The organism is Gordonia sp. (in: high G+C Gram-positive bacteria) (assembly GCF_047602025.1).
Classification (GTDB): domain Bacteria; phylum Actinomycetota; class Actinomycetes; order Mycobacteriales; family Mycobacteriaceae; genus Gordonia.
In genome coordinates, this window is record NZ_JASGII010000001.1 from 1,555,953 (window position 1) to 1,580,028 (window position 24,076).

The following is a 24,076-nucleotide window of genomic DNA, read 5'->3' on the forward strand; positions in this document are numbered from 1 at the left end:
TGATCGTCGCCTACTCGGCGAAGGCGTCGATCGGGGGGCAGCTGCACACGAGGTTGCGGTCGCCGAAGGCGCCGTCGATGCGGCGCACCGCGGGCCACGCCTTGGGGCGCGCACCGGCCGACGGCAGTCCACTCGGGTAGACCGCCTCTTCGCGCGTGTACGGGTGGTCCCACTCGCCGACGAGGCACTCGGTGGTGTGCGGCGCACCGCGCAGCGGGTTGTCCTCAACCGGCCACTCCCCCGCGCCGACGCGGTCGATCTCGCGGCGGATGGCGATCATCGCGTCGCAGAAGGCGTCCAGTTCGGCGAGGTTCTCGCTCTCCGTCGGCTCGACCATCAGGGTGCCCGCGACCGGGAAGCTCATCGTCGGCGCGTGGAAGCCGTAGTCGGCGAGGCGCTTGGCGACGTCGTCGACCGTCACGCCCGTCTCCTTGGTCAACTCGCGCAGGTCGAGGATGCACTCGTGGGCGACCCAGCCGCCGTCGCCGGTGTAGAGCACCGGGTAGTGCTCGCCGAGGCGGCGGGCGATGTAGTTGGCCGAGGCGATCGCGCTGAGCGTCGCGCGGCGCAGGCCCGCCGCACCCATCATCACGATGTAGGCGTAGGTGATCGGCAGGATCGACGCCGAGCCGTACGGCGCCGCACTGATCGTGAGGTCAGAACCCAGCTCGGGCGCCAGCGGATGGCCGGGCAGATAGGGCGCGAGGTGTTCGCGGACGCCGATCGGACCGACGCCGGGGCCGCCGCCGCCGTGCGGGATGCAGAACGTCTTGTGCAGGTTCAGGTGGCTGACGTCGCCGCCGAAGCGCCCCGGGCGGGCGACGCCGACCAGCGCGTTGAGGTTGGCGCCGTCGATGTAGACCTGACCGCCGGCGTCGTGGACGGCGGCGCAGATGTCGTCGATGGCGTGCTCGAAAACGCCGTGCGTCGACGGATAGGTGATCATCGTCGCGGCCAGCTGCGGGCCGTGCTCGGCGATCTTGGCGTGCAGGTCGTCGACGTCGACGTCGCCGTTCTCACGGCAGGCCACGACGACGACGCGCATGCCGGCCATCACCGCCGACGCCGCGTTGGTGCCGTGCGCGCTGGCCGGGATGAGGCAGATGTCGCGCTGGGAGTCGCCCTTGGCGAGGTGGTAGCGGCGGATGGCGAGCAGTCCGGCGTACTCGCCCTGCGAACCCGCGTTCGGCTGCAGGCTGACCCGGTCGTATCCGGTGATGGCGGCGAGCCAGCCGGACAGGTCGTCGATCAGCTCACGGATGCCGGCGGTGTCGGCGGTCGGCGCGAACGGGTGCAGGTTCGCGAACTCGGGCCAGGTGATCGGCTCCATCTCGGTGGTCGCGTTGAGCTTCATGGTGCACGAGCCGAGCGGGATCATGCTGCGGTCGAGCGCGATGTCCTTGTCCGACAGCGACCGCAGGTAGCGCAGCATCGCCGTCTCCGTGCGGTAGCGGTGGAAGGCGGGGTGCGTCAGGTACTCGGAGGTACGCGTTTCAACGTCGGCGGCCGCGCCCTTCTTCGCCGACGCGCCGAAGGCCTTGAGCACGGCGGCGACATCGTCGTCGGTCGTGGTCTCGTCACACGCGATGGCGACGTGGTCGTCGTCGACGAGGCGCAGATCGATGCCCGCGTCGCGCGCGGCGGCGACGATCTTCTCCGCCTTGCCGGGGACCTGCGCCAAGACGGTGTCGAAGAAGGAGTCGTGGACGACCGCGCTGCCCAGCCCGGCGGCGATCGCGGCAGCGCGCTCGTGGGTCCGCCGCGCGATGGCCCGCAGACCGTCGGGGCCGTGGTAGCTGGCGTACATGGCGGCGATGATGGCGAGCAGGACCTGCGCGGTGCAGATGTTGCTGGTCGCCCGCTCGCGGCGGATGTGCTGCTCGCGGGTCTGCAGCGACAACCGGTAGGCGGTGTTGCCGTCGTCGTCCTTGGAGACGCCGACGAGGCGGCCGGGCAGCTGCCGGGTCAGCGCCGTCTTCACCGACAGATAGCCGGCGTGCGGACCGCCGAAGCCCATCGGGACGCCGAAGCGCTGCGTGGTGCCGAAGCAGGCGTCGGCACCGACCTCGCCGGGCGGGGTGATGAGTGTCGCGGCCAGCAGGTCGACGCCGACGGCGACCATCGCGTCGCGCTCATGGGCGGCGGCGACGATCGGGGCGACGTCGACCAGTCGGCCGGACGCGCCAGGGTTCTGGGTGATGACGCCGTAGAAGTCGCCCGGCGGCAGCCCGACGCCGTCGATCGCGGGGTCCAGCCGGGCCTCGACGATCTCGATGCCGAGGGGCTCGGCGCGCGTCTCGACGACCGCGCGCGTCTGCGGGAACAGGTCGGCGTCGACGATGAGCCGGCGGGACTTGTTCTTGGTGGCGCGCAGCATCAGGGTCATGGCCTCGGCGGCGGCGGTCGCCTCGTCGAGCATGGACGCGTTGGCGACCTCCATGCCGGTGAGGTCGGCGACCATCGTCTGGAAGTTCAGCAGCGCCTCGAGGCGGCCCTGGCTGATCTCCGGCTGGTAGGGCGTGTAGGCGGTGTACCACGCCGGGTTCTCCAGGATGTTGCGGCGGATCACGGCCGGCGTGTGGGTGCCGTAGTAGCCGAGGCCGATCATCGAGCGGCGCACCGTGTTGCGGTCGGCGAGCTCGCGCAGGCGGGCCAGGGCCTGCTCCTCGCTCAGCGGCTCCGGCAGGACCGCGAGCCCGTCGGGCACGGTGCCCGCGACGCTGTCGGCGATGTTCGACGGCACGGCCCGCTGGGCCAGTTCATCGAGGGAGGCGACGCCGATGACGTCGAGGATCGTCGCCAGTTCGTCGGCGTCCGGTCCGATGTGGCGGTCGGCGAACACGGGGCTGGCGGGAGTGTGGGAGGACATGTGCGGCGGCTCTCTGCGCGGGGTGTCCTCTCCCTCTGTCATGGTGCCTGAGAGTTTGAACCGGCGCGGCCGGTCTTTCCCCGTGGGCGGATGGGCCGGGCCCATCACTTTCCAGAGACGCCGTCAGCCCTGCGGTCCGGGTGCCTGAGAGATTGACGGAGAGGTGTTGCTCCTTCGGCGGTCACCAGGGTTCGGTGACGCTCTCCCACCGGGTAGCGGCGCGAGTTGCAGTGTACCGGAGCGGCTAGCCGGTTTTGCGCGCGCGGCGGCGGGCCGCCAGCTCGTCCTCGGGCGCTGCCTCGGACTCGCCGCCATCGGCGCGCTCGCCCGGGAAGTCGGCGATCGTGCCGGACAATTCGCGCATGGCGCCGGAGACGGCGATGCCGAACACGCCCTGTCCGCCCTGCAGGAGGTCGATGACCTCCTCGGCGGACGTGCACTCGTACACGGTGGTGCCGTCGGAGAACAGGGTCACGCGGGCCAGATCCTCGACGCCCCGCTTGCGCAGGTGGTCGACGGCGACGCGGATGTTCTGCAGCGAGATGCCGGTGTCGAGCAGTCGCTTGACGATCTTGAGGACCAGGATGTCCTTGAACGAGTACAGGCGCTGGCTACCCGACCCCGCGGCACCGCGGATCGACGGGACGACCAGACCGGTGCGGGCCCAGTAGTCGAGCTGGCGGTAGGTGATGCCGGCGATCTGGCAGGCGCTGGGCACCCGGTAGCCGACGAGATCGTCGGGCACCTCGTCGCCCGGGAACAGCCCGGGGGCGACATCGGCCAGCGAGCCCTGCGCACCCATCCGCTCGTCGCCGGGGGTCATGTCGTCGCCCACTGTTGTCTCCTCGCCATCGCTGGTCATCAGAATACGCCCGATGTTCCGGGTCACGCCCGGCAGTCTGCGATTACGGTAGGCATCCGGCGGCGCCGCGGGCAACGCGACTCGCCCGCCCGAAACCCTAAAGTTCAAGTAGAGACCGAACCGTGACCTTCGGGCCGCTCGGCGCGGGTCATTCCTCGCCGAGGTTGAAGTCGTCCGGCGAGACCTGGTCGAGGAACTCCTTGAAGCGCTCGACCTCGTCCTCCTTGAGCCCCGGCCCCTCGACCTCGTCCTCGTCGGGGATGGTCAGCCCGGCCTCGAGGAGGACTTCCTCGTCGGCATGGATCTCGGCGCCGGTGCGCATCGCCACGGCGACCGCGTCGGAGGGGCGGGCGGAGACGACGACGGAGTCGGCGAAGACCATCTCGGCGTAGAAGGTGCCCTCCCGCATGTCGACGATGCGGACCTGTTCCAGCTTCTGGCCGAAGGTCTCGACGAGGTCGACGATCAGGTCGTGGGTCAACGGGCGCGGCGGTTCGATCCCCTTTTGGTGCAGCGCGATCGAGGCGGCCTCGTTCTGCCCGATCCAAATCGCGAGGTAGCGCTCGCCGCCGGTCTCGCGCAGGAGCAGGACCGGCTGACTGGCCGGTGATTCGACGCGGATGCCGACGACCTCCATCTGACCCATGGGGCCAAATCTACACTTCTGCGGGGTCAGTCGAGGATGTCGCGGACCGCGGCCTTGACGAGCTGGGTGTGCAGGGTCACCGACAGCGCGGCGATCTCCCGGACGAGCTCCTCGGCGCGGTCGCGTGCGCCGGGCCCGTTGCCCTTGGCGATCGGGTTGGCGATCTGACCGACCAGGCCGGCCTCCCGGTCCGCGGAGACCTTGAAGGCGCGCAGGTGGCGCGTCTGGAGACCGAAGGTGGACAACGCCGCGGCGGCCTCCACCAGCCGGACGGCGTCTTCGTCGAAGAAGCCGCCGGCACCGGCGCTGAGCAAGCCGTTGCGCATGAGGTCGGTGATGAACCCGGTGTCGGCGCCGGTGCGCTCCATCAGTTCCTCGCGGGAGATCCGGCCGCCGCGGGCGCCGAAGTCGGTCGCCGGTGCCACGGCGGTGCGCACCGACGACAGCATCGTGACGCCGCCGTGCTCCTCGCGGTCCATGTCGTCGAGCTGTTCGCGGATCACCCGCAGCGGCAGATACTTGTCGCGCTGCGCGGTGAGCACGAACCGGAGCCGCTGGTAGTCGGCCTCGGTGAAGCGGCGGTACCCCGACGGGGTGCGCTCGGGCGACACGAGTCCCTGGTCCTCGAAGTAGCGGACCTTGGAGATGGTGACGTCCGGGAAGCCGTCGCGCAGCCGCTGGACCACCGCGCCGATCGACATCGTCGGCTCGGCGTCACCCGGCTTCGCAGCGGGCGAGGTCACGACGCGGCGGAGCCGTCTTTGGGACCGGCGAGGAAGACGAGTCGGAACTTGCCGATCTGCACCTCGTCGCCGTTGCCCAGGGTTGCGACGTCGACCGGCTCGCGGTTGACGTACGTGCCGTTGAGGCTGCCCACGTCGACGACCTGGAAGTCGCCGTCGCCCACGCGGAACTCCGCGTGCCGACGGCTGACCGTCACGTCGTCGAGGAAGATGTCGCTGTCCGGGTGGCGACCGGCCGAGGTTGCGGCCTGGTCCAGCAGGAAGCGCGAGCCGGCATTCGGGCCGCGCTTGACCACCAGCAGCGCCGTACCCGGCGCGAGCCGCTCCACCCCGAGATCGCCGGGCTCGCCGCCCGATGCGCTCGCCGCGTCCAGCTCCTTGATGATCTCCTCGCGGAACACCGAGGTCGTTTCGACCGGTGCCTCAAACCCGTTGTCTTTGTCGCTCACCACTTCTCCTGTCGTCTTCCCCATCGGCGGCTCGGGCGCGGCGGTTCACCGCCAGCGGCCTCGCACCGCGAAACACATCCATGCACACAAATCTTCGTCACCGATCGCTGTGACAAGCACTGCCGATCATACCGGTGCCCCGGTCATCCCACGCCGCGAGTTGGGGCCGGTGTGACGGGCCGAACCCAAGTCGTTACCAACTCCGCGGGCAGCGGACTATTCGCCGATCTGCTCCCGGTAGCCGGCCTCGTCGAGCAGACCGGCGAGCAGGTCGTCGGCGGTGCCGTCGGCCACCCGCAGCTCCGCGAGCCAGCCCGCGCCGTAGGGATCGCTGTTGACCAGCTCCGGCGAGCCCTCCAGCGCATCGTTGACCGCGACGACCTCGCCGTCGAGCGGACTGTAGATGTCCGAGACGCTCTTGGTCGACTCGACCTCGGCGAACGAGTCGCCGCTGGCGACCGAGTCACCGGCACCCGGCAGCTGCACGAAAACGACACTGCCGAGTTGGTCCTGCGCGTAGTCGGTGATGCCGAGTCGCACGGTCGACTCGTCGACCTTGAGCAACCACTCGTGCTCCACCGTGTAGCGGAGCTCAGCGGGAATCTTCGAATCAGCCACTTGTCTTCCCTTCGTCGGCGACAACGCTAGCGGGTGCGCCCCCGCTGTTCACATCGAGGGTGCCCGCCCCGACCCGCGGCATGCGACGGAGCACGAGCACCAGCTGGTACCAGTACAGGACCAGCGTCCAGAGGTACAGCGCAATCCCCCAGATGAGCAGCGCCCACCCGAACGGGAGCACCGCGCGACCGACCGCGTTGTCGAGCTGGCCGAGCAGGAGCCACGGGAACGAGCTCATCAGCGCGAACGTGGCCGCCTTCCCGATGTAGAGCACCGGCAGTGCCACCAGCCCGCGCGACCGCAACAGCGGGATCTGCAGCGCGAGCAGCAGGTCCCGGGCGACCAGCACGCCGATGATCCACCACGGGACGATGCCGCGGATGCCGAAGGCCACCGGGATCACGATCAGGTAGATCCGATCCGCCAGCGGGTCGAGCAACGCGCCCAGCGACGACGACTGGTCGAGCCAGCGCGCCAGCTTGCCGTCGAGCCAATCCGACGCGCCCGAGAGCACCAGGATCGTGAACGCCCAGCCGTCGGCCTTGGCGACGAGCAGGACGTAGAGGAAGACCGGGATGAGCGCGAGCCGCAACACGCTCAGCGCGTTGGGCACCGTGACCACGCGGTCACTGCTCGCCTCGGCCACCGCTGCCGCCTAGCGGAAGACGCCCAGGATGCCCTGCAGCATCTTGGCGCCGCCGGAGGAGAAGAGGTTGTCGTGCACCATGTACGTCCACGTCGACGTCGAGCGGTGCCGGCCGGCGCTGTCGAGGTCGACGCCGGCGTTGGTGATGGTCGCCTCGCGGAACGTCTTGCGCGCCTCGTCGACGGCTTCGTTCGGGAGCTTGGTGAACTCGTCAAGGATCAGCCGGTGGAATTCGTCGAGCGGCGACTCGCGGCCGATGGCCCGCAGATGGATGCTCGACCGGACGTCGGAGACGTACGCGAGGTGATCGCTCCAGGCGCGGTCGAGGTGGTACAGCATGATCTCGCGCGCCGCCTGCTCGAGGACCTCGGGCTTGACCTTCTCGGTCACCGGGCCGAAGTCGCTGAAGTCGTCGGCGTCGTCGTCATCGTCGTCGACCTTCGGCAGCCGACCGTCGACGAGGCTCTGATACCGCTCGGGCTTCGAGCTCCTTGAGGCTGGTGAGCGCCTCGTCGGTGGTGAGCAGCGTCATCCGGCGGCCGACGATGATGTCGCGCTGCTGGTTGACGAGCTTGTTGTAGCGCCAGGTGTTCGAGTGCAGCTCCAGCATGACGCCCTCGGCGACGCGCTGCGCCTGCTCGATGAGCTCGATGCCGCGCTGCCCCATCGAGCCGTCGGGCTCGTTGGACTCCGGGTCGCGCTTGAACGACAGGTTGCGGGTGACCAGCGGGTCCTCCAGGGAGGAGAAGAAGACCGAGCTGCCGGGGTCGCCCTGGCGGCCGGCACGGCCGCGCAGCTGGTTGTCGAGGCGCTCGGTGTCGTACCGGCCGGTGCCGATGACGCACAGGCCGCCGAGGTCGGCGACCTTGTCGTGCGCCTTGGCCTTCCCCTTCGCCCCGCCGAGGCGGATGTCGGTGCCGCGACCGGCCATCTGCGTGGACACCGTGACCGCGTCGAGTTTGCCCGCCTCGGCGATGATCGACGCCTCCTCGGCGTCGTTCTTCGCGTTGAGCACGACACAGTCGACGCCGGCCTTCTCCAGGAAGTACGCGAGCTCCTCGGACTCGGCGACGTCGTGCGTGCCGATGAGGACCGGTTGGCCGGTCTCGTGGACCTCCTTGACGTAGTCGACGATCGCCTCGACCTTGTTGGCCTTGGAGTCGTAGACGCGGTCCGGCTCGTCCTTGCGGATGTTCTCGGTGTTCGGCGGGATCTGCGAGACGTACAGGTTGTAGAACTGGCGGAACTGCTCGCCCGCGGCGAGCGCGGTGCCGGTCATGCCGCAGACCTTCGGGTAGCGGCCGATCAACGCCTGCACGGTGATCGTGTCGATGACCTCGCCGGAGTCGGTGCGGTCCAGCTTCTCCTTCAGCTCGACGGCCTCCTGGACGCCGTCGGGCCAGCGCTGCAGCTGGGCGACGCGGCCGCGGGAGGCGTTGATGAGCTTCACCTGGCCGTCGCGGACGATGTAGTGGACGTCGCGCTCGAGCAGGTAGTAGGCGTACAGCGCGATGTTGGTGTGCACCAGCGTGGTGCCGACGTGCGCCTCGCTGTAGAGGTCGACGCCCAATTCGTCCTCGACGAAGGCGGCGCCCTCGTCGGTCAGGCTGACGTTGCGCCCCTCGGTGTCGATCTCGTAGTGCTTGGTCTTCATCCGCGACACGACGTCGGCGATGGCCGCGTCGGCGGCCTCACCGGTCGCCTTGCCGGCCAGGATCAGCGGCACGAGCGCCTCGTCGACCAGGACCGAGTCGGCCTCGTCGATGATCGCCACGTCCGGGGTGGGCGCGATCAGGTCCTCTTCGCGGGTTGCGAGCTGGTCGCGCAGCACGTCGAAGCCGATCTCGTTGACCGAGCCGTAGGTGACGTCGCCGGCGTAGACCTCGCGGCGATGGGCCGGCGTCGACGACTCGTCGACGGCGCCGACGGTGATGCCGAACATGTCGAACAGCGGCTTCATCCACTCCGCGTCGCGGTTGGCCAGGTAGTCGTTGACCGAGATGACGTGCACCTTGTGGCCGATGAGGACGTAGCCGATCGCGGCGATCGCGCCCGACAGCGTCTTGCCCTCACCGGTGGCCATCTCCACGACGTCGCCCTCGAGCATCCGCAGCGAGCCCTGCAGCTGGACGTCGTAGGGGCGCAGCGACAGCGACCGGTCGGCTGCCTCGCGCACCAGGGCCAGGAACTTGGCGCGGTCGACGAGGTCGGAGGCGATCTCCAGTTCCCGGGCCGCGGCGGCGAACTCGTCGTCGTCGAGACCGGCGGCCCACTTCTCGTGGTCGGCGGCCTTCTCGATCAGCGCCACCGACTTCGACTGGTTGCGACCGCTTTGGGCTCCGAGGAGCCGCCACATCTGGTTGGAAATCTTGCCCACCGGGTAATCCGTCTCCTGAGTCGATTGCGTCAGCGACCCCAACGGTAGCGCACAGGTCGCTGCCAGTAGCCGAGTAGCGGGCGCGGGTAGCCTGGACGCATGACTTCTGTGACTGCCAAGCTCCTCGTCCCCGCCGCCGCCGTTGCCGCTGCCGCCGCCGTGATCACGGTTCCGGCCGCCCAGTCCGACGCCGCGCCGCGCCTGTTCGGCAAGTCGTTCACGTCGACGTCGGTGACGCCGGGCATCCCCGGCGGCGGTCCGCTGAAGATGACCTTCCTACCCAACGGCCGGGTCGGGTTGACCGCGGGGTGCAACCAGATGAGCGGCACGGTCAAGGCGCTCGGCGACCGCCTGCACTTCAGCCGGCTGGCCTCGACGATGATGGCGTGCCCGCCGCCGCGCAACATGGCCGACGGCTGGGCCGATGGTTTCACCCGCCAGGCGCCGCGCTACCGGCTGCGCGGCAACACCCTGACGCTGCGCACCCGCAACACGACCGCGGTGCTGCGCGAGACGCGCTACACCGGATAGCCGCGTTCCTCCGGCGTCACGCGACGGGGATCTGCAACCCCTCGGACGGCTGGACGATGACGAACCCGGGACCGCTGAACGCGACCTGGACGGCCTCCCCGGAGCCCCGGCCGATGAGCGCACCGGCCTTCATGCTCGACACGAGCTGGGTCTGCAGGTGGGCGGACCACGCGATGACGGCGTCGGTGTCGGCGTAGGTCGGCGCCTCGGCGGCGTTGAGCACGACCGGCGGGCCGTCGGTCGTCACGGCCACCCAGCCGGTGCCCTGCAGCAGCGTGTTGAAGAGTCCGCCGGTGATCATTCCGGCGCCCTTGACCCGCTCGATGTTCCACTGCAGCCCCGCGGAGAACGCCAGCACGTGCTTGCCGCTGATCGACAGCGCCGTGTTCTCCAGTTTGAGCAGGTGGACGTCCTTGGCGAGGTCGGCCAGGAACACGTCGCCCTGTCCGGCAACCCGCATCAGCGGCAGTCCCTCACCGGTGAGCGCCTTCTTCAGGAAGCGCGCGGCACCGCCGCCCTCGAAGGCGAAGTCGACGTTGCCCTGGTACGCGACCATCGAGCCCTGCCGCGCCAGAAAGGGCTCGCCGACACGCACGCGCAGCATCTTCTGGTTCTGCTTGGCGATGGCCTCATCCTCGTTCTCGCTGAACCGGCCGTCGACGAGTTCGCCGCTGATGCCGGCGAACGGGTCGCTCGGCACCTGCGGGGCCACCGGGGCCACCGGGGCCACCGGGGCCTGCGGTGCGGGTGCCTGCTGCGGGACCGGTTGCGGCTGAACCGGCTGCGCCTGGGCCGGTTGCCCGGCCGGGGCGGCACCAATCGGGGCGGAGAACACCTGGCCGCCGCTGCCGACCTGGTCGGTCCACTGGGCGCCGTCCCACCAGCGCACCTCGTACTGTCCGGTCGGGTCCGGCTGCCATCCGGCGGGTGTCGTCATCGGGTGCTCCTCGATCGTGTCGTGTCCTGCGGCCGTTGCGGCCAGCCTAGCCGCGCCGGCGCGTCGGTAGCATGCACACCTATGACCGCTCCGCGCGTTACCACCCGCATCGCCCGCGCCGTCCGCCGCGAGGAGATCGTCTACCTCGTCGCGCCGTCGGGCTACCCGAACTACGGCGACGAGCTGATCGCGCGGATCTGGCTCGCCCACCTGCGCCGGGTGCGGCCGCGGGCCACGGTCGTCCTCGACTGCCACACACCCGGTCAGGCCGCACTGCTCCTGCGCGGCGTCCATCCCCGTGCGGTCTTCACCGACACCCTGTGGCGCCTGGCCGAACATGCCCGATCGGTCGCGGCCGGCGAGGGCGAGGACGCCGCCGTCGATCCGCGGCGCCCGTGGGAGTGGGTCGCCGAGGCCGCGTCGAACCTGGGTGTCGCGCCCGCGCTCGGCGAGGGTGTCGATCTGTTGCTGAAGGCGTCCTCGCTGCACCTGCTCGGCGGCGGCTACGTGAACCGCCAGTGGCCGCACCACGTCGGGATCGTCGCCGCGATGTCCGCGGCCGGCGGGAAGAGCAGCGCCGGCGTCTTCGCCACCGGTCAGGGCCTGCTGCCGTTGCTGGCCGACGACGAGCGCGGCGCCCTGATCGAGGCCGCCCGCGGATTCAGCGTCTTCGACGTGCGCGACTCGGCGTCGCGCGCCGCGATCGCCGACGACCTTCCCGGCGTGACCCAGACCGGCGACGACGTCTGGCTCGACCTGCCGGGGCGCAGCTTCGGCGACCGCGTCGTCGATCAGGTGCGCAAGCGCCGCGGCGGGCCGTCGCTGCCCGACGACGGCGTCGTGCTCTGCATCCAGTCCGACCTCGTCGACGACTTCGCCTTCGAGGGCGCCACGGGGATCGACGCCCTCGCCGACTTCGCCGCGACGACTCTGGAGCATTGGAAGGTGCCCGCCGCGAAGGTGACGGTCGTCGAGGCGATGCCCGGCCGCGACTACACGGTCGTCGAGAAGCTCGGCGACCGACTCGCCGGCGCCCGGGTGATCCCGTTCCTGTCGGCGTGGCGCGACGGCCTGCCGATCGGGCGCGGTCAGACGTGGCTCACCACGCGGTTCCACCCGCACCTGATCGCGGCGGCCGCCGGCGACAGCGGCGCTGCGATCGTCGCCAAACCCGACTACTACGCGACCAAGCACCAGTCCCTCGTCGACGCCGGGTCGCGGTGGACGGTCGTGGCCGACGCGCAGGTGCCCGACCGACCGACCGCTGGCGGTTTCCCGGAGACCGCGAAAGAGGCGAATGTCGCGGCAAAACGCTCATTGGCCGAGCGCATCTACGACTGAGGGCTGACCGCTAGGGCGGCGGCGGATCGTCGGCGGGCTTGCTGCCCCACCGTTGTCGGAGGCGGTCGCGCCGGTCCTTGATGCCGCGATAGCCGCGCCACCCGTAGTACATGCCGAGGACGAGGATCAGCAGCGCGATCACGATGAGGATCGGCGCGAGCAGTGCGGCGATCGACATGGCCACACTGCCGATGTCCTCAACCGTGCTGAGCACGGGCGCGGCGAATCCCGCACTACTCGCGTCGGCGGCGGGCCGGATAGCGGCCTTGCCGCCGTGCACGGTCAGCGCGGTGAGGATGCCCAGGATGACGGTGACCCAGCCCTCCTTGGTGAAGAACTGGCCGGGATCGCTGACGACAGCGGTCTGCGACGCGGCGCCGGTGCCGAAGGCGATGCCGCCGGACGCCGGGCGCACGAAGGTCTGGATGGCGTCGTTGACCGTGTCGACGACGGGCACCTTGTCGGCCACAACCTCCACCAAAAGCAGTCCGCCGAGGATGAGCAACACCCACCCGTTGGTGAGCCACTGCGCGGCGTGCGGCAGGTGGACGAAGTCGAGGAAGCGGCCGGCGAGGCCGAGGATCAGCAGCGGGATGTAGGCGTTCAGCCCCGCGGACATCGCCAGGCCGGAGCCGGTGAGCAGTTCGATCATCGTCGTGCCCCGTTCCCTACGGGCACCGAGCGGTGATCTCGAAGCGCTTGCGACCCGCCTGCTCCGGATGGGCCATGTTGATCGCGGTGGCCTCGCCGGTGATCGTGTAGCGATTCCCGGTCTTCACCACGGTGCCGCTGCCGTTCCCGACGTCCTTGGCGTACCCGATGGTCATGCCGCCCACGCCGCTGAAGCCGACGGTCAGCAGCTCCGGCTTGGGACCGTCGGTCACGACCACACCCGCACCGGCCGTGTCCTTCTCGGCGCCGATCGAGATGGACACCTGGCCGTCACTGGTCTCGCAGCTGACGCGGTCCTTGGGCAGGTCGAGCGGCTTGCCGTCGACGATAACGGTCCCCTCGCCGCCGATGACCGGCTTCTTCTCCCCCGAGCCGCACGCGGCCACGAGGGCGAGCGCCCCCAGCAGGAGGGCGGTGATCTGAACTCTGCGCATGGCCGCCAGACTAGACGGTGAACCCGAGGGCTCGAAGTTGCTCCCGACCATCGTCGGTGATCTTCTCCGGGCCCCACGGCGGCAGCCACACCCAGTTGATCTCGACATCGGTGCACAGACCGCTGGCGACGAGCGCCGCCTTCGTCTGGTCTTCGATGACGTCCTGCAGCGGACAGGCGGCCGAGGTCAGGGTCATGTCGAGCTTGGCGACGGCCTCGTCGGTGACGTCCAGGCCGTAGACCAGGCCCAGGTCGACGACGTTGATCCCGAGTTCGGGGTCGACGACGTCGCGCATCGCCTCTTCGACATCGTCGAGCTGCGGGAGCGAAGTCGTCGGCTCCTCCTGCTTCGGCGTCGCGTCGGTCATGTCAGCTCCCCTTCTCGAACCTTCTGCTCGGGCGCGTCGTCGACAGCCCGGCTCAGTGCGTCCTTGAACGCCATCCACCCGAGCAACGCGCACTTCACGCGCGCCGGGTACTTGCTCACGCCGGCGAAGGCGATGCCGTCGCCGATGATCTCGTCGTCGCCCTCGTCGGTGCCGCGCGACGTCATCATCGCGTTGAACGAGTCGAGGATCTTCAGTGCCTCGTCGACCGGCTGGCCCACGACCTGGTCGTAAAGGACCGACGTCGACGCCTGCGAGATCGAGCAGCCCTGGCCGTCGTAGGAGATGTCGGCGACCTCGTCGCCGTCGGCCGACAGCTCGACGCGCAGGGTGACCTCGTCGCCGCACGTGGGGTTCACGTGGTGCACCTCGGCGTCGTACGGGTCGCGCAGGCCGCGCCCGTGCGGGTGCTTGTAGTGGTCCAGGATGACGTCCTGGTACATCTGCTCCATCCGCATGTCAGCGGCCCCCGAAGAACTCTTGCGCCTTGACGATGGCGCCGGCGAGGCGGTTCACCTCGTCGACGGTGTTGTACGCGGCGAAGGAGGCGCGCGCCGAGGCGGCGATGCCCAGGCGACGGTGCAGCGGCCACGCGCAGTGGTGGCCGACGCGGATGGCGACGCCCTCGTCGTCGAGGATCTGCCCCAGGTCGTGGGCGTGCACCCCGTCGACGACGAAGGACACCGCGCCGCCGCGGTTCACGTTCTCGGCGGGACCGATGATGCGCAGTCCGTCGATCGCGCCGAGCTGCTCGAGCGCGGCACCGGTCAGCTCGTGCTCGTGGGCGGCGACGTTGTCCATGCCGAGGCGGTTCAGGTAGTCGACCGCGGCGCCCAGGCCGACGGCCTGCGACGTCATCGGCACGCCCGCCTCGAAACGCTGCGGCGGCGGCGCGTACGTCGAGACCTCCATCGTGACGGTCTCGATCATCGAGCCGCCGGTGAGGAACGGCGGCAGCTGCTCGAGCAGCTTCGCCTTGCCGTAGAGCACGCCGACGCCGGACGGGCCGAACATCTTGTGGCCGGAGAACGCCGCGAAGTCGACGTCGAGTGCGTGGAAGTCGACGGCCATGTGCGGCACGGACTGGCAGGCGTCGAGCACGACCAGCGCGCCGACCTCGTGGGCCCGGCGGACGAGTTCCTCGACGTCGGCGACGGCGCCGGTGACGTTCGACTGGTGGGTGAAGGCGACGATCTTGACCGTCTCGTCCAGGGTCAGCGAGTCCAGGTCGATGCGGCCGTCGTCGGTGACGCCGTACCAGCGCAGTGTGGCGCCGGTGCGCCGGCACGCCTCCTGCCACGGCACGAGGTTCGCGTGGTGCTCGAGTTCGGTGACCACGACGGTGTCGCCGGGACCGAGCGGCTTGCCGCCGAGCATGTCGCCGGACCGGTCGTCCGACAGCGTGTACGCGACGAGGTTGAGCGCCTCGGTGGCGTTCTTGGTGAACACCACCTCGTCGGTGCGGGCGCCGACGAAGGCGGCGATGGTCTCGCGCGCGTGCTCGTAGGCGTCGGTGGCCTCCTCGGCCAGCTGGTGCGCCCCGCGGTGGACCGCCGCGTTGTGGTTCAGCAGGAAGTCGCGCTCGGCGTCGAGCACCTGCAGCGGGCGCTGGGAGGTGGCACCGGAGTCCAGGTACGCGAGCGGCTTGCCGTCGCGCACCCGGCGGGCGAGGATCGGGAAATCCGCGCGAACCGTCACGACGTCGAGTCCACTCGGCGTCGTGGTGCGGCCCTCGGCGATGCTCACCGCGCCCCTACTTGCCCGCGGCGGCGCCGGTGAACCCGGCGTAGCCGCCCTTCTCCAGCTGGTCGGCCAGCTCGGGGCCGCCGGACTCGACGATGCGGCCGTCGACGAAGACGTGCACGAAGTCAGGCTTGATGTAGTTCAGGATCCGCGTGTAGTGCGTGATCAGCAGAACGCCGCCGTGCTCGCGCTCCTTGTAGCGGTTGACGCCCTCGGAGACGATGCGCAGGGCGTCGACGTCCAGGCCCGAGTCGGTCTCGTCGAGGACGGCGATCTTCGGCTTGAGCAGGTCGAGCTGCAGGATCTCGTGGCGCTTCTTCTCACCGCCGGAGAAGCCCTCGTTGACGCTGCGCTCGGCGAAGGCCGGATCGATCTCCAGGTCCTTCATGGCCTCCTTGGTCTCCTTGACCCAGTGGCGCAGCTTGGGGGCCTCGCCGCGCACGGCGGTGGCCGCGGTGCGCAGGAAGTTCGACATGGAGACGCCGGGGACCTCGACCGGGTACTGCATCGCCAGGAAGATGCCCGCGCGGGCGCGCTCGTCGACGCTCATCGCCAGGACGTCCTCGCCGTCGAGGGTGACGGTGCCGCTGGTGACCTCGTACTTGGGGTGGCCGGCGATCGCGTAGGACAGCGTCGACTTGCCCGAGCCGTTGGGGCCCATGATGGCGTGCGTCTCGCCCGACTTCACGGTCAGGTTGACGCCCTTGAGGATCTCGATCGGCTCGGCGTCGGGATCGGTGGTGGCGACGCGTGCGTGCAGGTCGCGGATTTCCAGGGTGGTCATTCGCTTCTTCTTTCTCGGGCTGGGAGCGCGGGCGTCAGACGCCGGCGGTTTCGAGTTCGGCTTCGATGGCGGCTTCGAGCCGCTCGCGGATGGCGGGCACCGGGATCTTGGCGATGACCTCGCCGAAGAAGCCGCGCACGACCAGGCGCCGCGCCGCGTCCTCGGGGATGCCGCGGGCCATCAGGTAGAACAATTGCTCGTCGTCGAAGCGGCCGGTGGCGCTGGCGTGGCCGGCGCCGACGATCTCGCCGGTCTCGATTTCCAGGTTCGGCACCGAGTCGGCGCGGGCGCCGTCGGTGAGGACCAGGTTGCGATTGAGCTCGTAGGTGTCGGTGCCCTCGGCCTCCGGGCGGATCAGCACGTCGCCGATCCACACCGTGTGGGCCTCGTGGCCGTGGCCCTTGGCGGCGTCGCCCTGCAGCGCGCCCTTGTAGGTGACCCGGGAGCGGCAGTTGGGCTGGGCGTGGTCGACGAGCAGGCGCTGCTCGAGGTGCTGGCCGGCGTCGGCGAAGTACAGGCCCCACATCTCGACGTCGCCGCCGGGTGCGGAGTACTGGACGCGCGGCGACAGGCGCACGGTCTCGCCGCCGAGGGTGACGGCGAAGTGCCGCAGCACGGCGTCCCGCCCGGTGGCGACGTGGTGGGCGGTGACGTGCACGGCGTCGTCTGCCCAGTCATGGATGTTCACGACGGTCAGGTGGGCGCTGTCGTCGACGACGAACTCGACGTTCTCCGCGATCGTGCCGCTGCCGCGCTGGTCGAGCACGACCGTCGCCTTGCTGAACGGCTCGGCGTGGATCTGCAGGTGCTCGAAGGCGGTCTCGCCCGTGCCGGGACCGTCGACGGTCAGCACGATGGGCTCGGCGACCTGCGCTTCCTTCGCGATCGTGACGATGTGGGCGTCGGCGAACGAAGACCAGGCCTGCGCCGCGATCCGGTCGAAGGGCGCGCCGCCCTTGCCGAGGCGCGCGTCGTCGCGGCCCACGGTCTCGACGGTGACGCCGTCGGCCTGGGTGGCCGCGAAACCGGCCGCTGCCGTGCGCTGCGCGGTGCCGTCGGGCAATCCGCGCAGGCGGCGGAACGGGGTGAACCGCCACGCCTCCTCGCGCTGGTTGGGGACCTCGAAGGCGTCGACGTCGTAGGAGGTGAACAGCTCGCCCTTGTTGGTGACGATGCCGGGTGCCGCAGTCGTGTCCGCCATCAGCCGACGGCCCCTTCCATCTGCAGCTCGATCAGCCGGTTCAGCTCCAGGGCGTACTCCATCGGGAGCTCCTTGGCGATCGGCTCGACGAAGCCGCGCACGACCATCGCCATCGCCTCGTCCTCGGTCAGACCGCGGCACATCAGGTAGAACAGCTGGTCGTCGGAGACCTTGGAGACGGTGGCCTCGTGGCCCATCGTCACGTCGTCCTCGCGGATGTCGACGTACGGGTAGGTGTCGCTGCGGCTGATCTGGTCGACCAGCAGGGCGTCACACTTCACCGTCGACCGGCTGCCGTGGGCACCCGGGTTGATCTTGATCAGGCCGCGGTAGGACGAGCGCCCGCCGCCGCGCGCCACCGACTTGGAGACGATGTTGCTCGACGTGTTGGGCGCCAGGTGGACCATCTTCGATCCGGTGTCCTGGTGCTGGCCGGCCCCGGCGAAGGCGACCGAGAGGACCTCGCCCTTGGCGTGCTCACCGGTGAGCCAGACGGCCGGGTACTTCATGGTGACCTTGGAGCCGATGTTGCCGTCGACCCACTCCATGGTGGCGCCGGCCTCGGCCTTGGCCCGCTTGGTGACCAGGTTGTAGACGTTGTTCGACCAGTTCTGGATGGTCGTGTAGCGGCAGCGGCCGCCCTTCTTGACGATGATCTCGACGACCGCCGAGTGCAGCGAGTCCGACTTGTAGATCGGCGCGGTGCAGCCCTCGACGTAGTGGACGTAGGCGTCCTCGTCGACGATGATCAGCGTCCGCTCGAACTGGCCCATGTTCTCGGTGTTGATGCGGAAGTACGCCTGCAGCGGGATGTCGACGTGCACGCCCTTGGGGACGTAGATGAACGATCCGCCCGACCACACGGCGGTGTTCAGCGCGGAGAACTTGTTGTCGCCGGCCGGGATGACCGAGCCGAAGTACTCCTGGAAGAGCTCCGGGTGCTCGCGCAGGCCCGAGTCGGTGTCCAGGAAGATGACACCCTTCTCCTCCAGGTCCTCGCGGATCTGGTGGTAGACGACCTCGGACTCGTACTGGGCGGCGACGCCGGCGACGAGGCGCTGCTTCTCCGCCTCCGGGATGCCGAGCTTGTCGTAGGTGTTCTTGATGTCCTCGGGCAGGTCCTCCCAGGACTCGGCCTGCTTCTCGGTGGACCGGACGAAGTACTTGATGTTGTCGAAGTCGATCTCGTCGAGGTCGGCGCCCCAATGCGGCATCGGCTTGCGGTCGAAGATGCGCAGGGCCTTCAGGCGCTGCTCGAGCATCCACTCCGGCTCGTTCTTCTTCGCCGAGATGTCGGCGACGACGGCGTCGGACAGACCGCGCTTGGCCGAGGCACCGGCCTCGTCGGAGTCGGCCCAGCCGTACCCGTAGGTGCCCAGCGACGCAATGGTCTCGTCCTGGGTCAACGGGGCGGCGGGCGGTGTCGGCTCGGTGAGCGTCATCGGGAGCCTTCCTTCTGCTGCGGCGCGGGCTGGGCGCCTTCGGTGGATGCTGCCTGGGCTGTCTGCACCGTCGGGACGGGCAACGGCAGCGGGATGTGGGTCGTGCAGGCGCAGTCGCCGTTGGCGATGGTCGCCAGGCGCTGGACGTGGGTGCCGAGCAGTTCGGTGAAGCGCTGCGTCTCGGCCTCGCAGAGCTCGGGGAACTCGGCCGCGACGTGCGCGACCGGGCAGTGGTGCTGGCAGATCTGCATGCCGGCGCCGACCTCGCGGGTGTTCGCCGCGTATCCGGCGCCAGTGAGCGCCTGGGCGATCGCGTCGATCGTGGCGGGCACGTCGTCGACCGACGCCGCGGGCGCGACGTCTGCGGTGACCCGGGCGATGCGGTCGTGGGCGAAGGCGGTGACGGCCTCCTCGCCGCCGGCCGCGCGCAGGGCGCGCAGCGCCGCGCTGGCCAGGTCGTCGTAGGCGTGGCGGAGCTTGCCCCGGCCGACGGCCGTGAGCTGGAACCACCGGGCCGGACGGCCGCGGCCGCGCTGGCCGCCGCCGAAGCCCTGGTCGGTCTGGGCGGTCTCGACCTCGCCGCCGTCGAGCAGCGCATCGAGGTGGCGCCGGACGCCGGCCGGACTGATGCCGAGTCGCTCGGCGATATCGCCCGCGGTCAGCGGACCGTCCTCGCCCAGCAGTTCGACCACCAGCTGACGCGTCTGACCGTCGACGGCGGGGCCGGTATGGGCCTGCCCGCCGTCAACTGCGGCGCCGGCGGCACCGGCGCGTCGTGGCGTGGTCATGCTTTTCACAACACCAGTGTGACGTAATTTCTTTCCGGCTCACAAGCAAGGGTCGCCTTACCGGCCGGGCTCGCCGATCGCGCCGACTAGAGTTGTGCCGTGTCCTCCCGCTTGCTCGACTACCTCGGACTGACGCCGCACCGTGCCGCCGCCGAGCCCGAGCCGCCGAATCAGTCGGCCGACGAACCCGGCGACTACGGTGTCGCGGTCGCGGCGCTGCACGCCGACGAGCCTGAAGTCGGACCGCTGCGCCCGGCCGAGAACAAGCGGCTGAACCGGATCAAGATCTTCGGGGCGATGGGCTCGATCCTGTTGCTGATCGGCTCCCTGGGCACCGGGGACAAGCTGCCGGTGAGCCAGAATCCCGTCGCCGGCGTGCGCGTCCTGTCGTTGCCGTCGCGGATGTACGCCACCGCACTCACCCTGTCCATCGCCGGAACGCTGATCCTCGTGGTGGCGTGGCTGCTGATCGGCCGCTTCGCCGTCGGGCGGTTGTCGGTGGAGGTGTTCCACGGCAAGCCGCCCGCGCGGCGCATGACGCGCCGCCAGGCCGATCACACGCTGCTGCTGTGGATCACGCCGATCATCTTCGCGCCCCCGCTGCTCAGCAAGGACGTGTACTCGTACCTCGCGCAGAGCGCGATCGCCTATCTCGGCATGGATCCCTACACGGTGAGTCCGCTGCGCGGGCTGCCGCCGGACACGCCGCTCTACGAGCTCGCGGGTTCGGTGCCCAACATTTGGAAGGACACGCCGGCGCCGTACGGGCCGTTGTTCCTGTGGCTGGGCGAGCACATCACCGCCATCACCGGGGACAACATCACCGTCGCGACGTTCCTGCACCGACTGCTGGCGTTGTCCGGCGTGGCGATGATCGTGTGGGCCCTGCCCCGGCTGGCCCGGCGCTGCGGCGTCTCCCCCATCGCCGCCCTGTGGTTGGGCGCGATGAACCCGCTGGTGATCCTGCACCTGGTGGGCGGCATCCACAACGAGTCGCTGATGCTCGGAATGATGCTCGTCGGCCTCGAGCTCGGCCTCGCCGCGGTCGACTCGACCGCCCGGTTGAGCAGTCCGCGCTCGCGCTGGCTGCCGTCGGAGACGGGCTGGCTGCTGCTGACCGGTGCGGCGATCATCGCGATGTCGGCCATGATCAAGGCGACGTCGATCATCGCGCTGGGCTTCCTCGGCGTCGCCCTGGCCCGTCGATGGGGTGCGACGCTCCCCGCTCTGCGGCACGCCCCGCTCCGCGAGTGGTGGGGGCGCTCGCGGGAGTCGTTCTTCACGCTGTTGCGCTCCGCGGCACTGCTCGGCGCGGTGGCCGGAGTCGTCATCGTCGGGATCTGTGTCGGCACCGGGCTCGGCTTCGGCTGGACCGGCACGCTGTCGACCGGCGACATCGTTCGGTCGTGGATGTCGATGCCGACCGCGCTGTCGGTGGGCGCCGGCTTCGGCGGGATCTGGCTCGGCCTGGGCGATCACACCCAGGCAATCCTGAACATCGTGCGACCGCTGGCCCAGCTCATCGCCGCCGTGTTCATCGTCCGGTGGCTGCTGGCGACGCTGGCCGGCCGCATCCACCCGATCGGCGCGCTCGGCATCTCCATGGCAACGATCGTGCTGTTCTCCCCCTTCACCCAGGCCTGGTACCTCCTGTGGGCCGTCATCCCGTTGGCCGCCTGGGCCTCGGACCGCTGGTTCCGCCTCGGCGCCATCGCCTCGTCCGCGTTCATCGCGACGGTCGTCATGCCAACCAGCTCCAACACGACCGGGATCGTGGTCGCCCAGGGACTGCTCGCGGCGATCGTGACCGCGGCGGTTCTCACCGCGCTGTTCTTCGAGGACCGGCCCCGCTGGCTGCCCGCGGGATTGCGGCGCCACCGCTCCCCCTAGGGTGGATGCCGTGCCCCCCGCCGCCACCGACGCCGACGCCGCCGTCTCGATCAGCGGTCTGCAGAAGACCTTCGGGTCGCTGACCGCCGTCGACGGCATCGACCTGACGCTGCGCCGCGGCACCGTGTTGGCCCTGCTCGGACCCAACGGCGCGGGCAAGACGACCACCGTCGAGATCTGCGAGGGGTTCACCGCCCCCGACGCCGGCGAGGTCCGGGTGCTGGGCCTCGACCCGCGCACCGACAACGACGCCCTGCGCGCCCGCATCGGCGTCATGCTGCAGGGCGGCGGGTCCTACCCGGGCGCCCGCGCCGCCGAGATGCTGCGGTTGTGCGCGAGCTACAGCGCCCACCCGCTCCACCCCGACTGGCTGCTCGACGTCCTCGGTCTGACCCCCGTCGCCGGCACGTCGTACCGCCGGCTGTCCGGCGGTCAGCAGCAGCGCCTGGCACTGGCCTGTGCCATCGTCGGACGCCCCGAGCTCGTCTTCCTCGACGAGCCGACCGCCGGGCTCGACGCCCACGCGCGGATCCTCGTCTGGGACCTCATCACCGCGCTGCGGGCCGACGGCGTCAGCGTCCTGCTGACCACCCACATGCTCGACGAGGCCGAGCAACTCGCCGACGACATCGTGATCCTCGACGCCGGGCGGGTCGTCGCCGCGGGCACGCCGGCCGAGCTGACCACCCGCGACACCGGCGGCATCCGATTCCGGGCGGCGCCGGGCCTGCCAGTGGCGGAGCTCGGTGGCAGCGAGTCGACCCCGGGCGACTATGCGCTGCCCGGCCCGGCCACCCCCGCCGACATCGCCGAGCTGACCGCCTGGTGCGCCGAGCGGAACACCCTGATCACCGAACTGCGGGTGGACACCGTCAGCCTGCAGGACGTGTTCCTCAGCCTCACCGGACGGGAGGTGCGCCAATGAGCGCCGACACCACCAGCGGCCACACGTTTGCGCCGGGCACCTTCACCCCCAACCCGGAGCCCGCACCGCTGCGCTCGATGCTCGCCGCCCAATCCGGGCTCGAACTGCGCCTGCTGCTGCGCAACGGCGAGCAACTCCTGCTCACCATGTTCATCCCGATCACCCTGCTGATCGTGCTGTGCCTCTTCCCGGTGGGCGCCGGCGGCGAGACCCCGGCGGCCCGCGCCCAGACCTTCCTGCCGGTGATCCTCGCCGTCGCGATCATGTCCACCGCGTTCACCGGGCAGGCGATCGCCGTCGGCTTCGACCGCCGGTACGGCGCGCTCAAGCGCCTGGGCGCGACGCCCATCCCGCGCTGGGGCATCATCGCCGGCAAGTCGATCGCCGTCCTCGCGGTGGTCGCGCTGCAAATGCTCATCCTGTGCGGCATCGCCGCGCTGATCGGTTGGCGGCCGACCGTTTCGGGTCTCGGGTTCGCCGCCATCGCAGTCGTACTCGGCACGGTGGCGTTCGCCGCGCTCGGCCTCGCGCTGGGCGGTACCGGCAAGGCGGAGGTCGTGCTCGCCCTGGCCAACCTCATCTGGTTCGTGCTCGCCGCGATCGCGAGCCTCGTCGTGCTCGAGTCGAAGGTGCCCGGCGCGGCGCGCACGGCCGCCAAGGCGACGCCGTCGGGCGCTCTCGCCGACGCGCTGGCACAAGCCGGTCACGGCGCATTGGCACTCGGCTCCCTGGGCGTGCTCGCGCTGTGGGCGATCGTCGGCACCGCGGCCGCCGTGAAGTGGTTCAAGTTCGACTGACTCAGGCGCTGACGGCGCGCGCGACGCGCGGCCGCATGACCTGGTACAGGATTGCCGTCTCGGCCACGACCGAGCAGGCACCGGCGACGTGCAGGACGACCAGCAGCGCCGGCACGTTCGTCAGGTATTGCACGAGCCCGATCAGCGATTGCGCCAGTGCGACGATCAGGACGATCCGCAGCCGCCCGGCCACCGTCACGTCGACCACGCCGCGCCGGATCACCAGCACCGCCCCGATCAGCAGCGCGACGTAGAGCAGCACGAACGACGCGTGGACGATCGTGAGCACCGGGATGCTCGCGTGCAGGCGGTCCATCGCCTCCGGGTTGGTGCGATCACCGGCGTGCGGGCCCGCACCGGTCACCGTCACACCGGCCGCAAGGGCCAGCGCCAACGCCACGACCGATGCGGCGGCGAGTCGACGGGCCTGCGGCGGCGCCGCATCGACGCGGATGCCGTCGTCGGGTTGTCCGACCTTGACGTACAGGGTGGCGGCGAGCCACACCATCGCCGTCGACACCAACAGGTGGGCGCCGACAATCCACCAGCGCAGGTCCGTGAGCACGGTGATACCGCCCAGGATGCCCTGGAACAGGGTCGACGCAGGGAGGATCCACGCATAGACCAACACCTCGCGCCGGCGTCGGGCACGGGTCACCGCCAACACGATCGCGGCCGCGGTGGTCACGACGATCCACACCGCGATCTGCCGGTTGCCGAATTCGATCGCCTGGTGCCACCACGGCACCTCGGCCGACGGGATCGGCAGCAACGAGTCGTCGTGGCACTTGGGCCAGGTGGGACATCCCAGGCCGGACGCGGTCACCCGCACGACCGAGCCGGTGACGGCGATCAGCGCCTGCGCGAGCAGCGCGGCGAGGGCGAGCCGGCGCTGGGTGCGGAGCGTCGGCAACGGGAGCAGGTCGACGAGCCGGTACCAGGTGCGCGCGATCGGATTGGCCACGGAACTCATCCTACGACTCGTACTACGGCACG

At 70.2% G+C, this 24,076-nt stretch carries 23 protein-coding genes, 1 pseudogene and 1 riboswitch; of the genes and pseudogenes, 5 read left to right on the plus strand and 19 right to left on the minus strand.

The window, feature by feature from the left end; all coding sequences use genetic code 11:
- Positions 1-10 precede the first annotated feature (10 nt).
- From gcvP to secA2, 8 genes and pseudogenes are all read right to left on the minus strand, one after another.
- Complete coding sequence (gene gcvP / locus QM728_RS07720; RefSeq protein WP_415031447.1) at positions 11-2,869, minus strand: aminomethyl-transferring glycine dehydrogenase; 2,859 nt, start codon at positions 2,867-2,869, stop codon at positions 11-13.
- 122 nt (positions 2,870-2,991) lie between these two features.
- A riboswitch (glycine riboswitch) is annotated at positions 2,992-3,087 on the minus strand.
- 26 nt (positions 3,088-3,113) lie between these two features.
- On the minus strand, positions 3,114-3,692 hold the full coding sequence (locus QM728_RS07725; RefSeq protein WP_415032854.1) for a MerR family transcriptional regulator: 579 nt from the start codon (positions 3,690-3,692) through the stop codon (positions 3,114-3,116).
- A gap of 187 nt (positions 3,693-3,879) precedes the next feature.
- A complete protein-coding gene (locus QM728_RS07730; protein ID WP_415031448.1) occupies positions 3,880-4,377 on the minus strand; it encodes a bifunctional nuclease family protein in 498 nt (165 codons plus the stop codon).
- 26 nt (positions 4,378-4,403) lie between these two features.
- Positions 4,404-5,078: a MerR family transcriptional regulator gene (locus tag QM728_RS07735; RefSeq protein ID WP_415032855.1), complete on the minus strand. Its 675-nt coding sequence runs from the start codon at positions 5,076-5,078 to the stop codon at positions 4,404-4,406.
- Positions 5,079-5,116: 38 nt separating this feature from the next.
- A complete protein-coding gene (garA, locus tag QM728_RS07740; protein ID WP_415031449.1) occupies positions 5,117-5,569 on the minus strand; it encodes a glycogen accumulation regulator GarA in 453 nt (150 codons plus the stop codon).
- A 216-nt stretch (positions 5,570-5,785) separates the two neighbouring features.
- On the minus strand, positions 5,786-6,187 hold the full coding sequence (gene gcvH / locus QM728_RS07745; RefSeq protein WP_415031450.1) for a glycine cleavage system protein GcvH: 402 nt from the start codon (positions 6,185-6,187) through the stop codon (positions 5,786-5,788).
- Positions 6,180-6,833 carry a CDP-alcohol phosphatidyltransferase family protein gene (locus QM728_RS07750; RefSeq protein ID WP_415031451.1) on the minus strand — a complete coding sequence of 218 codons (654 nt, stop codon included), beginning with the start codon at positions 6,831-6,833 and terminating at the stop codon, positions 6,180-6,182. Before QM728_RS07750 ends, gcvH begins: the two co-directional genes overlap by 8 nt.
- A 9-nt stretch (positions 6,834-6,842) precedes the next feature.
- Positions 6,843-9,210: pseudogene (gene secA2 / locus QM728_RS07755) on the minus strand (accessory Sec system translocase SecA2).
- 99 nt (positions 9,211-9,309) lie between these two features.
- Between secA2 and QM728_RS07760 the strand changes: the two are divergent.
- Positions 9,310-9,741 (plus strand): META domain-containing protein, encoded by a 432-nt coding sequence (locus QM728_RS07760; RefSeq protein ID WP_415031452.1) that lies wholly within the window; start codon positions 9,310-9,312, stop codon positions 9,739-9,741.
- A 16-nt stretch (positions 9,742-9,757) separates the two neighbouring features.
- Here QM728_RS07760 and QM728_RS07765 read toward each other — a convergent pair whose 3' ends face one another.
- Positions 9,758-10,678, minus strand: a complete 921-nt coding sequence (locus tag QM728_RS07765; protein WP_415031453.1) for an AIM24 family protein — start codon at positions 10,676-10,678, stop codon at positions 9,758-9,760.
- An 81-nt stretch (positions 10,679-10,759) separates the two neighbouring features.
- Here QM728_RS07765 and QM728_RS07770 point away from each other — a divergent pair, with 81 nt between their 5' ends.
- A complete protein-coding gene (locus QM728_RS07770; protein ID WP_415031454.1) occupies positions 10,760-12,019 on the plus strand; it encodes a polysaccharide pyruvyl transferase family protein in 1,260 nt (419 codons plus the stop codon).
- Positions 12,020-12,029: 10 nt separating this feature from the next.
- On the opposite strand, the gene QM728_RS07775 is transcribed toward QM728_RS07770, so the two are convergent.
- The 9 genes from QM728_RS07775 to QM728_RS07815 are packed head-to-tail and all read right to left on the minus strand — an operon-like array spanning position 12,030 to position 19,468.
- Entirely contained in the window at positions 12,030-12,671 is a 642-nt protein-coding gene (locus QM728_RS07775) for a DUF4126 domain-containing protein (protein ID WP_415031455.1), read from the minus strand.
- Between the two features lie 16 nt (positions 12,672-12,687).
- Positions 12,688-13,125 (minus strand): lipoprotein LpqH, encoded by a 438-nt coding sequence (locus QM728_RS07780; RefSeq protein WP_415031456.1) that lies wholly within the window; start codon positions 13,123-13,125, stop codon positions 12,688-12,690.
- A 10-nt stretch (positions 13,126-13,135) separates the two neighbouring features.
- Positions 13,136-13,492 carry a metal-sulfur cluster assembly factor gene (locus QM728_RS07785; RefSeq protein ID WP_415031457.1) on the minus strand — a complete coding sequence of 119 codons (357 nt, stop codon included), beginning with the start codon at positions 13,490-13,492 and terminating at the stop codon, positions 13,136-13,138.
- On the minus strand, positions 13,489-13,968 hold the full coding sequence (sufU, locus tag QM728_RS07790) for a Fe-S cluster assembly sulfur transfer protein SufU (RefSeq protein WP_415031458.1): 480 nt from the start codon (positions 13,966-13,968) through the stop codon (positions 13,489-13,491). The genes QM728_RS07785 and sufU overlap by 4 nt, the downstream gene beginning before the upstream one ends.
- 1 nt (position 13,969) lies before the next feature.
- Complete coding sequence (locus QM728_RS07795; protein ID WP_415031459.1) at positions 13,970-15,256, minus strand: cysteine desulfurase; 1,287 nt, start codon at positions 15,254-15,256, stop codon at positions 13,970-13,972.
- Positions 15,257-15,263: 7 nt separating this feature from the next.
- Entirely contained in the window at positions 15,264-16,037 is a 774-nt protein-coding gene (gene sufC / locus QM728_RS07800; RefSeq protein ID WP_415031460.1) for a Fe-S cluster assembly ATPase SufC, read from the minus strand.
- A gap of 34 nt (positions 16,038-16,071) precedes the next feature.
- Complete coding sequence (gene sufD / locus QM728_RS07805; protein WP_415031461.1) at positions 16,072-17,238, minus strand: Fe-S cluster assembly protein SufD; 1,167 nt, start codon at positions 17,236-17,238, stop codon at positions 16,072-16,074.
- Positions 17,238-18,680 (minus strand): Fe-S cluster assembly protein SufB, encoded by a 1,443-nt coding sequence (gene sufB / locus QM728_RS07810; RefSeq protein WP_415031462.1) that lies wholly within the window; start codon positions 18,678-18,680, stop codon positions 17,238-17,240. Before sufB ends, sufD begins: the two co-directional genes overlap by 1 nt.
- Positions 18,677-19,468 carry a helix-turn-helix transcriptional regulator gene (locus QM728_RS07815; RefSeq protein ID WP_415031463.1) on the minus strand — a complete coding sequence of 264 codons (792 nt, stop codon included), beginning with the start codon at positions 19,466-19,468 and terminating at the stop codon, positions 18,677-18,679. Before QM728_RS07815 ends, sufB begins: the two co-directional genes overlap by 4 nt.
- Positions 19,469-19,567: 99 nt before the next feature.
- On the opposite strand from QM728_RS07815, the gene mptB reads away from it, so the two are divergent.
- Genes mptB through QM728_RS07830 form a run of 3 tightly spaced genes read left to right on the plus strand, consistent with a single transcriptional unit; the run spans position 19,568 to position 23,080 of the window.
- A complete protein-coding gene (mptB, locus tag QM728_RS07820) occupies positions 19,568-21,358 on the plus strand; it encodes a polyprenol phosphomannose-dependent alpha 1,6 mannosyltransferase MptB (protein WP_415031464.1) in 1,791 nt (596 codons plus the stop codon).
- Positions 21,359-21,368: 10 nt separating this feature from the next.
- On the plus strand, positions 21,369-22,283 hold the full coding sequence (locus tag QM728_RS07825) for an ABC transporter ATP-binding protein (protein WP_415031465.1): 915 nt from the start codon (positions 21,369-21,371) through the stop codon (positions 22,281-22,283).
- Entirely contained in the window at positions 22,280-23,080 is an 801-nt protein-coding gene (locus QM728_RS07830; protein ID WP_415031466.1) for an ABC transporter permease, read from the plus strand. The genes QM728_RS07825 and QM728_RS07830 overlap by 4 nt, the downstream gene beginning before the upstream one ends.
- A 1-nt stretch (position 23,081) precedes the next feature.
- On the opposite strand, the gene QM728_RS07835 is transcribed toward QM728_RS07830, so the two are convergent.
- On the minus strand, positions 23,082-24,053 hold the full coding sequence (locus QM728_RS07835; protein ID WP_415031467.1) for a COX15/CtaA family protein: 972 nt from the start codon (positions 24,051-24,053) through the stop codon (positions 23,082-23,084).
- Positions 24,054-24,076: the final 23 nt, after the last annotated feature.